This window comes from Streptomyces candidus (genome assembly GCF_014207445.1).
In the GTDB taxonomy this organism is placed as follows: Bacteria; Actinomycetota; Actinomycetes; order Streptomycetales; family Streptomycetaceae; genus Streptomyces; species Streptomyces candidus.
Genome location: NZ_JACHEM010000038.1, coordinates 9,106 through 15,184, shown reverse-complemented (window position 1 = coordinate 15,184; position 6,079 = coordinate 9,106). Strand labels below are relative to the sequence as shown.

The 6,079-nt window shown below is 68.2% G+C and carries 16 protein-coding genes; 11 read left to right on the top strand and 5 right to left on the bottom strand.

Features of this window, described 5'->3' with window-relative positions; all coding sequences use genetic code 11:
* Nucleotides 1–62: 62 nt before the first annotated feature.
* From HNQ79_RS32485 to HNQ79_RS32440, 10 genes are all read left to right on the top strand, one after another.
* Nucleotides 63–452, top strand: a complete 390-nt coding sequence (locus HNQ79_RS32485; protein ID WP_185036584.1) for an SLOG family protein — start codon at nucleotides 63–65, stop codon at nucleotides 450–452.
* Complete coding sequence (locus HNQ79_RS32480; protein ID WP_185036583.1) at nucleotides 449–895, top strand: hypothetical protein; 447 nt, start codon at nucleotides 449–451, stop codon at nucleotides 893–895. Before HNQ79_RS32485 ends, HNQ79_RS32480 begins: the two co-directional genes overlap by 4 nt.
* The gene (locus HNQ79_RS32475; protein ID WP_185036582.1) at nucleotides 892–1,164 is read left to right on the top strand and encodes a helix-turn-helix domain-containing protein; all 273 of its coding nucleotides are present in this window, start codon (nucleotides 892–894) and stop codon (nucleotides 1,162–1,164) included. Before HNQ79_RS32480 ends, HNQ79_RS32475 begins: the two co-directional genes overlap by 4 nt.
* Nucleotides 1,161–1,358, top strand: coding sequence for a hypothetical protein (locus tag HNQ79_RS32470; RefSeq protein WP_185036581.1), 198 nt, complete (start codon nucleotides 1,161–1,163; stop codon nucleotides 1,356–1,358). The genes HNQ79_RS32475 and HNQ79_RS32470 overlap by 4 nt, the downstream gene beginning before the upstream one ends.
* A 2-nt stretch (nucleotides 1,359–1,360) precedes the next feature.
* A complete protein-coding gene (locus HNQ79_RS32465; RefSeq protein ID WP_185036580.1) occupies nucleotides 1,361–1,606 on the top strand; it encodes a hypothetical protein in 246 nt (81 codons plus the stop codon).
* Nucleotides 1,603–1,941 (top strand): hypothetical protein, encoded by a 339-nt coding sequence (locus HNQ79_RS32460; protein WP_185036579.1) that lies wholly within the window; start codon nucleotides 1,603–1,605, stop codon nucleotides 1,939–1,941. Before HNQ79_RS32465 ends, HNQ79_RS32460 begins: the two co-directional genes overlap by 4 nt.
* A 36-nt stretch (nucleotides 1,942–1,977) precedes the next feature.
* Nucleotides 1,978–2,607 (top strand): hypothetical protein, encoded by a 630-nt coding sequence (locus tag HNQ79_RS32455; RefSeq protein ID WP_185036578.1) that lies wholly within the window; start codon nucleotides 1,978–1,980, stop codon nucleotides 2,605–2,607.
* Entirely contained in the window at nucleotides 2,604–2,822 is a 219-nt protein-coding gene (locus HNQ79_RS32450) for a hypothetical protein (protein ID WP_185036577.1), read from the top strand. The genes HNQ79_RS32455 and HNQ79_RS32450 overlap by 4 nt, the downstream gene beginning before the upstream one ends.
* A gap of 227 nt (nucleotides 2,823–3,049) precedes the next feature.
* On the top strand, nucleotides 3,050–3,241 hold the full coding sequence (locus tag HNQ79_RS32445; RefSeq protein ID WP_185036576.1) for a hypothetical protein: 192 nt from the start codon (nucleotides 3,050–3,052) through the stop codon (nucleotides 3,239–3,241).
* Complete coding sequence (locus HNQ79_RS32440) at nucleotides 3,238–3,573, top strand: hypothetical protein (RefSeq protein WP_185036575.1); 336 nt, start codon at nucleotides 3,238–3,240, stop codon at nucleotides 3,571–3,573. The genes HNQ79_RS32445 and HNQ79_RS32440 overlap by 4 nt, the downstream gene beginning before the upstream one ends.
* Here HNQ79_RS32440 and HNQ79_RS32435 read toward each other — a convergent pair.
* From HNQ79_RS32435 to HNQ79_RS32415, 5 genes are all read right to left on the bottom strand, one after another.
* Entirely contained in the window at nucleotides 3,570–3,818 is a 249-nt protein-coding gene (locus tag HNQ79_RS32435; protein WP_185036574.1) for a hypothetical protein, read from the bottom strand. The genes HNQ79_RS32440 and HNQ79_RS32435 overlap by 4 nt on opposite strands.
* Before the next feature lie 94 nt (nucleotides 3,819–3,912).
* Entirely contained in the window at nucleotides 3,913–4,212 is a 300-nt protein-coding gene (locus tag HNQ79_RS32430; protein ID WP_185036573.1) for a hypothetical protein, read from the bottom strand.
* Between the two features lie 110 nt (nucleotides 4,213–4,322).
* A complete protein-coding gene (locus HNQ79_RS32425; protein WP_185036572.1) occupies nucleotides 4,323–4,742 on the bottom strand; it encodes an NUDIX hydrolase in 420 nt (139 codons plus the stop codon).
* Nucleotides 4,739–5,374 carry an NUDIX hydrolase gene (locus HNQ79_RS32420; protein WP_185036571.1) on the bottom strand — a complete coding sequence of 212 codons (636 nt, stop codon included), beginning with the start codon at nucleotides 5,372–5,374 and terminating at the stop codon, nucleotides 4,739–4,741. The genes HNQ79_RS32425 and HNQ79_RS32420 overlap by 4 nt, the downstream gene beginning before the upstream one ends.
* A 132-nt stretch (nucleotides 5,375–5,506) precedes the next feature.
* The gene (locus HNQ79_RS32415; protein ID WP_185036570.1) at nucleotides 5,507–5,746 is read right to left on the bottom strand and encodes a hypothetical protein; all 240 of its coding nucleotides are present in this window, start codon (nucleotides 5,744–5,746) and stop codon (nucleotides 5,507–5,509) included.
* Between the two features lie 92 nt (nucleotides 5,747–5,838).
* Between HNQ79_RS32415 and HNQ79_RS32410 the strand changes: the two genes are divergently transcribed.
* Nucleotides 5,839–5,988, top strand: a complete 150-nt coding sequence (locus HNQ79_RS32410) for a hypothetical protein (RefSeq protein WP_185036569.1) — start codon at nucleotides 5,839–5,841, stop codon at nucleotides 5,986–5,988.
* Nucleotides 5,989–6,079 lie beyond the last annotated feature (91 nt).

Here is a 6,079-nt window from a genome sequence, read left to right as displayed (position 1 = left end):
CCGGGGTCACCAGAGGCCGCCAGAGGGGCCGTTAAGGGATTCGACGTTGAGAGGTGGACCGCATGACCCGCCTGGCGCCCGCCCGCATCCTCGTCACCGGCAGTCGCGACTGGCAGGACGCACGCCTCGTCCACCGCGAACTCGCCCGGCGGTGGCGGGACTACGGGCAGATCACCGTCATCCACGGCGCCTGCCCCACCGGCGCCGATGCCCAAGCCGCCCAGTGGGTCGCCGACATGGTCGCCGCGGGAGTCCCCGGAGTCACCGAAGAGGCACACCCCGCCCGGTGGGACCTCCACGGCAAGGTCGCCGGCCCCATCCGGAACAAGCACATGGTCGGCCTCGGAGCCGCCTGCTGCCTGGCCTTCATCCGCAACGACTCCGCCGGTGCCAGCCACACCGCACGCCTCGCCGAAGCGGCAGGCATTGACACCCAGAGGTGGACCACATGACCGATTTCGCCCCACTCTTCGAGGCCGCAGTACGCGCCGTCCGCGCCGCAGCCAACACCGGGCCGGACGACCTCGCACTCGCCCCCAGGCCGCGGCACACCGTCGACACGATCACCAGCGACGCCCTCGACGAGCTGTACACGCGGCTGGCCAAGGCTGAGCGTGCCGCCAACCTTCTCGCTGACTCGCACCGCCGCGCCGACGCCGCTGAAGCCGAGGCCGCCCAGCTCAACGCGGACATCGACAGCCGGGACAAGACGATCCGGCACCTCGAAGCCGGACTCACCCACGAACGGGCCCGCGCAGAACGAGGCCAAGCCGTCCTCACTCGGATCCGGCAGATGACTGACGCATGGGAGCGGCGGCTGCCCGAGACGGTCCGCACCGCGACCGTGGTCGACGCCATCCGTAGCGCCATGGAACGCAAGGAGCCCACCGCATGACCGAGCCCCCGCCCCTCACCGGCGCGACCGCCCACATCATTCGCCTCCTCGCCGAACGCCCCAGGTGGGTCGGCGAGATCGCCAAGAAGACCACGATCACCGGCGACACCCTCACCCGCGCACTCCGCCGGCTCCTCGACGAGAAATGGGCGACCGTCACCCACGAAAAGGGCAGCGAACGCGGGTGGTTGCCGCAACGCAGGTACGCGCTCACCAAGGCCGGGCGGGACATCGCCCGTCGGCTCGGCGACACCACGGAGGCATCGTGAACGACACCCCCCTCGACGAGCTGTACGCCACGATCGACCGCCAGCGCATCCGCATCAGCAAGCAGAGCCACCTTCTGCAGGAGCTGAAGCGCGACAACTTCGCCCTGCGGATGGACATGGTCGCCCTCCTTGACGGCATCACCGTCTCCCAGGTCGAGCCCGGAGCGATCAGCGCCGCACGGAGGCAGAAGTGACCATGGACGAACGCACCCGCACCCACCTGGCCGCCGTGTTCCACACCTTCCGCGACAACCTGCCGGGAGACGATCACCCCGGCGCGCTCTGGGTCGCCGGGATGCTCGCCGGGCTCAACACTGCTGCCCGCATCGCCGACGGAGCCACCGCCGAGACGGCCATGGAGCACATCGCCCACGACATGAACGCCGCGGTCGGACAGGCGTACCTCAACGGCGACCTCCCGGGACGATCGGAGGGGTCATGAGCTACGACGTCACGCTCCACCGAGTGATCGATTTCGGCGACGACGAACCCGCCGAGGTCTGTGTCGAGAACATCGGCAACTACACCAGCAACGTCACCCGGATGTGGGCCACCGCCATCGGCCGCCCCCTCGCCGACCTCGACGGCTGCACGGCTGGCGACTGCATCACCGAACTCCGCGCCGCCCTCATTTCGATGAGGACCAGGCCCGACATCTACGAGGCCATGAACCCCGAGAACGGGTTCGGCGACTTCGACGGGGCGCACCGGTACCTCATCAACCTCCACGACGCCTGCTGTATCCACCCCACGGCCACCATCCGCATCAGCCGCTGACCCACCCCGCACCCGCACGTCTGCAAGGAGACCGCCGTGAACGCCGACGACGCCCCCCGCTGCACCATCTGTGCTCACCCGTTGTGGACCGACGAGGTCGGCCGGTACGCCTGTCGCCCCTGTGAGCAGCGCATCAGCCGCGACCTCACCGCCCTCGCCGGACCCGGCGGCCTCTACGCCCGCCTCTGCCTGCGCATCTACCCCAGCCGCGGAGGCGACGGAGCCGCAGTGTCCGGGACGCCCAACCGGAGCATGCCGCTCAACGCGGAGGTGCTGTCACTCACGGCCACCGGCGGCATCGTGTCCACCCTGGAGACCTGGGTCGAGGACTGGGCGACCTACGGGCTCGGCACTGTCGGCATCGGCGGGCGGCTCCAGTACCGGGTCGACGCGGCCGTCGTCACCCTGCGCCTCAACCTGCCGCGGGCGTGCTCCAAGCACCCGGCGCTCGACGAGTTCGCGGCCGAATTGGCGCAGGCCGTCCGTCGATGCCGGGCGATCATCAGCGGAGAACGCGAACCCCGTCGCATCCCCGTCCAGTGCCCGTGCGGCACCGTCCTCATGGTCGCCCTCGACACCCCCGGCGTCAGCTGCAAAGGCTGCGGGCACGACTACGGGCACGACGACATACGCGACCTGCCGATCGCGGAAAGGGCAGCCGCATGAACGAGACGCCCGCCTCCGGACGCATCCCGCTCCGCCCCGGCAGCGACGGCCGCCCGTACATCGAGGCCGAGCTCGTCGTCGACCTCCTGCGCGCCATGGCCCGCACTCACCGCAACCTCGCCGACGACCCCGACTGCGACCTGCTCACGGCCGCGGCAGCCATCGATCAGGAAGCGGACGCGCTCAGCGTGAACGTCATGCTCCACACACGTTGATCACCGGGCGGGCGGCGGCCGATGCCCCGGCTCGCCCGGCCCCCACCCGTAGTCGTGATGAATCTGCCGATGGCGGAGAGGGCCGCGGCGTGAGGACTATCCCGAACGGCGGTGTTGGTCGTCGTGCCGCGGGACGATGTGAGACAGGCCACGGCCCGTGTGGGCCTGAGGACCAGACCGGGGGCGCCGGACCGGGCAGCCTGGAAGCCGGCCAAGAGGAGGAACCAATGACCCGCAGAACCATCGTCAGCAAGGAACGCCCCCACAACGGAGGCATCGCCCGCGTCGAAATGGACAGGGCCGACCACCTCTTCATGCACTGCACCGGCTGCAGGACCGAGGAATACCGGGCCGGAATGGCGCCCGCACTTGCCGCCCTCGCCCTCCACCTCGACCCGCACGCCCTGGACCCCGAATGAGCGCCACCTACGGCGAGCTCATCGCCGTGCAGAAACTCGGCATCCTCGTCGGCGACACCGACGGCGGCCACCTCACCCGCGAGTACCTCGTGCGCCGAGCCGCCGCCGCCGACCGGCTAGCCGACGACCGGTTCGAGCCCTCCACTGTCGTCGACATGATCCACCAAGCCGTCCACTACGCCCGCACCCTGGTGGACCATGACCGGCTGGAGCAGGGCGCTCAGGGGCCGATTCCGGCCTCCGCTCCGCGATGGGACGCCGACCCACGCGGATACGCCCGGCAGGAGCACGCGGCATGGGTACTAGAACACGACATCGCAGCCGGCGTTTAGCGCGGGGGCGGCCGGTGCCCCGGCTCGCCCGGCCCCCACCCGTAGTCGTGCGCTCCCAGCCCCCGCCACTCGATCAACCCCGACTCCCCATCCACCAGGCCCTCCGCGTCCTCGGCACCCGCCAGACGCAGCAGCTCCACCAGGTCGCCGTCGGAGTACGCCATGCCCAGGATGGCGCCGTCGGCGGTGACACGCCGGCCGCCCTCGCCGCGGGGGGCGTGCACGACGATCGGAGAGGTGGACATGAGACCAGCCTGCGGGGAGGCGGCGGGGCACGCATCTCGGGCATGACGTAGCGCCCCAGCCCACGGAGGGCTGGGGCGCTACGTCATGCTCGGGTTAGAAGATCGAGAACTCCACCGCGGGAGGAAGCGGAGACATCGGAACTTGCAGTACCTGACCCAGCAGAGCGCGAGCCACCGTGTCCTCGGTCCGGGCGTCACGAGCCTGAGGCAGCGCGAGGATCAGCCGCCCGTCCTTCCGTTCGATCAAGGCTCCGAAGAACCCGGCATCTGAGATCGACGTCCGGAACGACTCCACATCCAGCTCTTCAAGCAGCTCGGAAAGCGGCGCGGAGAACAGGCGGGTAGGGGTCACTAAAGGCCGATGCCGCACGTGGGTGGGCGATGTTACCGTCATGAGGTAGTCCTGACTTTGACGAGGCGGATTACGGATCAACGAGTGGCAACTCGTCGATCGAAACGGCCGGGCGGTGGCAACCGCTCGGCCATTCCGTTTCTAGGCCTGCCCTAAGCAGGCTGATCGTGCGGCAGTGCACCGTCCAGGTACGCCTGCACCGGTTCAAAGAGGCCGTAAGGGACGTACTTCTCGATCTCGGCGTGGGCTACCCAGGCGACGGCGTCGAGCTCGTCGGCGTCGGCGACGTGAGCCTCCCCGGAGACGACAGAGGCCGCCGTGTACGACATGAGGCGGCCCGTCTTCGGGTGAACGCGCTCCCCGAGAATCTTGATCGCTACAACGGTCAGGCCAGCTTCCTCCTGGGTTTCGCGAACGGCAGCCTCCTCGGCGGACTCACCCGGCTCGATCGCGCCAGCAGGGAACTGCCACATGAGCTCGCCCTCGCTGATACGTCTGCGGACCATGAGGACTCGATCATCTTGAACGATGATCGCGGCGCTGATTCCGGGCTTCTCGGCAGCTTCAGTCACGCGTTCTCCAAGGCGTTGAGGATGGGCGGGAAGATCTTGTCTGACGGAATGAACTTGCCGAGGTCCTTTATCGGAACCCAGGCGACCGCACTGTTCTCGACGACGTCCTCGTTCGATGCGATCCCGGCCAGGTACTCGCACAGGTGGTAGTCGGCCATCACGCCGGTCTGCGGGTGAAGCCTCTCGCCAAGGTGCCTGCGTGCCGCGGCGTGAACGCCTGTCTCCGCGACTGTCTCCTGAATGGCCACGTCGGCAGGCGCAGCACCGGGCTTCACCATCCCGGCGGGGAACTGCCACCGCAGGCTTGTGTCGCCCCGTCGGCAAACGAGGAGGACCTCATCAGCCTTGACCACGACGGCAATGGCCACACGCAATGCCTGTGCCTCGGCGGGGCCGGCGGTGGGCCGCGAGATGCGGGCGAAGCGGAGCTGCACGGTCTCATTGGCCCTTTCGAGAGCAGTGTCGAGCGCTGCCTGGATCTCAGTTCGTGGCACTACTGAGGGGTCTTTGTGCCAGCCCGCGACCGTGCGGACCGCTACCCCGAGGTGTGCCGCGAAGGCTTCGTTCGTCATGCGGAGGGCCGCCTGGAGAGCGCACGCTATGCGCCCCGTCCACATGTCGATGACGTCCACTATCCGGCTCCAGCCGTGTCGTCTGTTCAGTTCTGCACTGCGGGTGCACCGCCACTGCATCGCAGTTGCACTGGCCGTTATGGCCCGTGATGTGGGGTAGGGCGTTGACTCGATGCCATGCCCCAGCACGGACTATCTCCCTTTGACGATCTGCTCGACCCTCTGCGCAGAAATGCCGCCGAGAGATTCCCCGACTTCGCGGTAGGACTTGCCACTGTCGCGCAGCTCGGTGGCCGCCTTTCGTCTGATGGCGCGCAGACCCTTGCCGATCTGGGCTTCGATGCGTGCCGCCTGGTGGAACCGGTCGACGGGATCGCTGATGGAGTCGAGATCGGCTATCAGCGCGTCGACTGGATTCGGGGTGGCGGTCATGCCCTGAGCGTAGGTGTCGGGCCGATGTTCATCAATAGCTCCCTTGATACCCCTCTTGACGGCGGGAGTTGGGGAGGTCTACCTTCGGACCCATGCAGAACTTCAAGGGCAACCTTGAAGATCGAAACTCCACTTCGATCACCTCTGCCAGCCGACTCCACCGGCATCCACAACCAAAAACAGAGCGGCCCCAGCTCAGCGACTCCACCGCTGGCCAGGGCCTGACCACCAGGATCTTCTGAAGGGACCCCTGATGGCTACGAACGATTCTATCGGCGTGATCCGTCTCGCCGATCACCAGAGTCGCCCCCTGTCGCAGCAGACACGCCGCGC

Coding starts and splice junctions, on each gene's coding strand:
- HNQ79_RS32475 (WP_185036582.1), top strand. CDS start 892: ATGACCGAGCCCCCGCCCCTCACCGGCGCGACCGCCCACATCATTCGC.
- HNQ79_RS32465 (WP_185036580.1), top strand. CDS start 1,361: ATGGACGAACGCACCCGCACCCACCTGGCCGCCGTGTTCCACACCTTC.
- HNQ79_RS32485 (WP_185036584.1), top strand. CDS start 63: ATGACCCGCCTGGCGCCCGCCCGCATCCTCGTCACCGGCAGTCGCGAC.
- HNQ79_RS32460 (WP_185036579.1), top strand. CDS start 1,603: ATGAGCTACGACGTCACGCTCCACCGAGTGATCGATTTCGGCGACGAC.
- HNQ79_RS32410 (WP_185036569.1), top strand. CDS start 5,839: ATGCAGAACTTCAAGGGCAACCTTGAAGATCGAAACTCCACTTCGATC.
- HNQ79_RS32435 (WP_185036574.1), bottom strand. CDS start 3,818: ATGTCCACCTCTCCGATCGTCGTGCACGCCCCCCGCGGCGAGGGCGGC.
- HNQ79_RS32480 (WP_185036583.1), top strand. CDS start 449: ATGACCGATTTCGCCCCACTCTTCGAGGCCGCAGTACGCGCCGTCCGC.
- HNQ79_RS32440 (WP_185036575.1), top strand. CDS start 3,238: ATGAGCGCCACCTACGGCGAGCTCATCGCCGTGCAGAAACTCGGCATC.
- HNQ79_RS32450 (WP_185036577.1), top strand. CDS start 2,604: ATGAACGAGACGCCCGCCTCCGGACGCATCCCGCTCCGCCCCGGCAGC.
- HNQ79_RS32430 (WP_185036573.1), bottom strand. CDS start 4,212: ATGACGGTAACATCGCCCACCCACGTGCGGCATCGGCCTTTAGTGACC.
- HNQ79_RS32445 (WP_185036576.1), top strand. CDS start 3,050: ATGACCCGCAGAACCATCGTCAGCAAGGAACGCCCCCACAACGGAGGC.
- HNQ79_RS32415 (WP_185036570.1), bottom strand. CDS start 5,746: ATGACCGCCACCCCGAATCCAGTCGACGCGCTGATAGCCGATCTCGAC.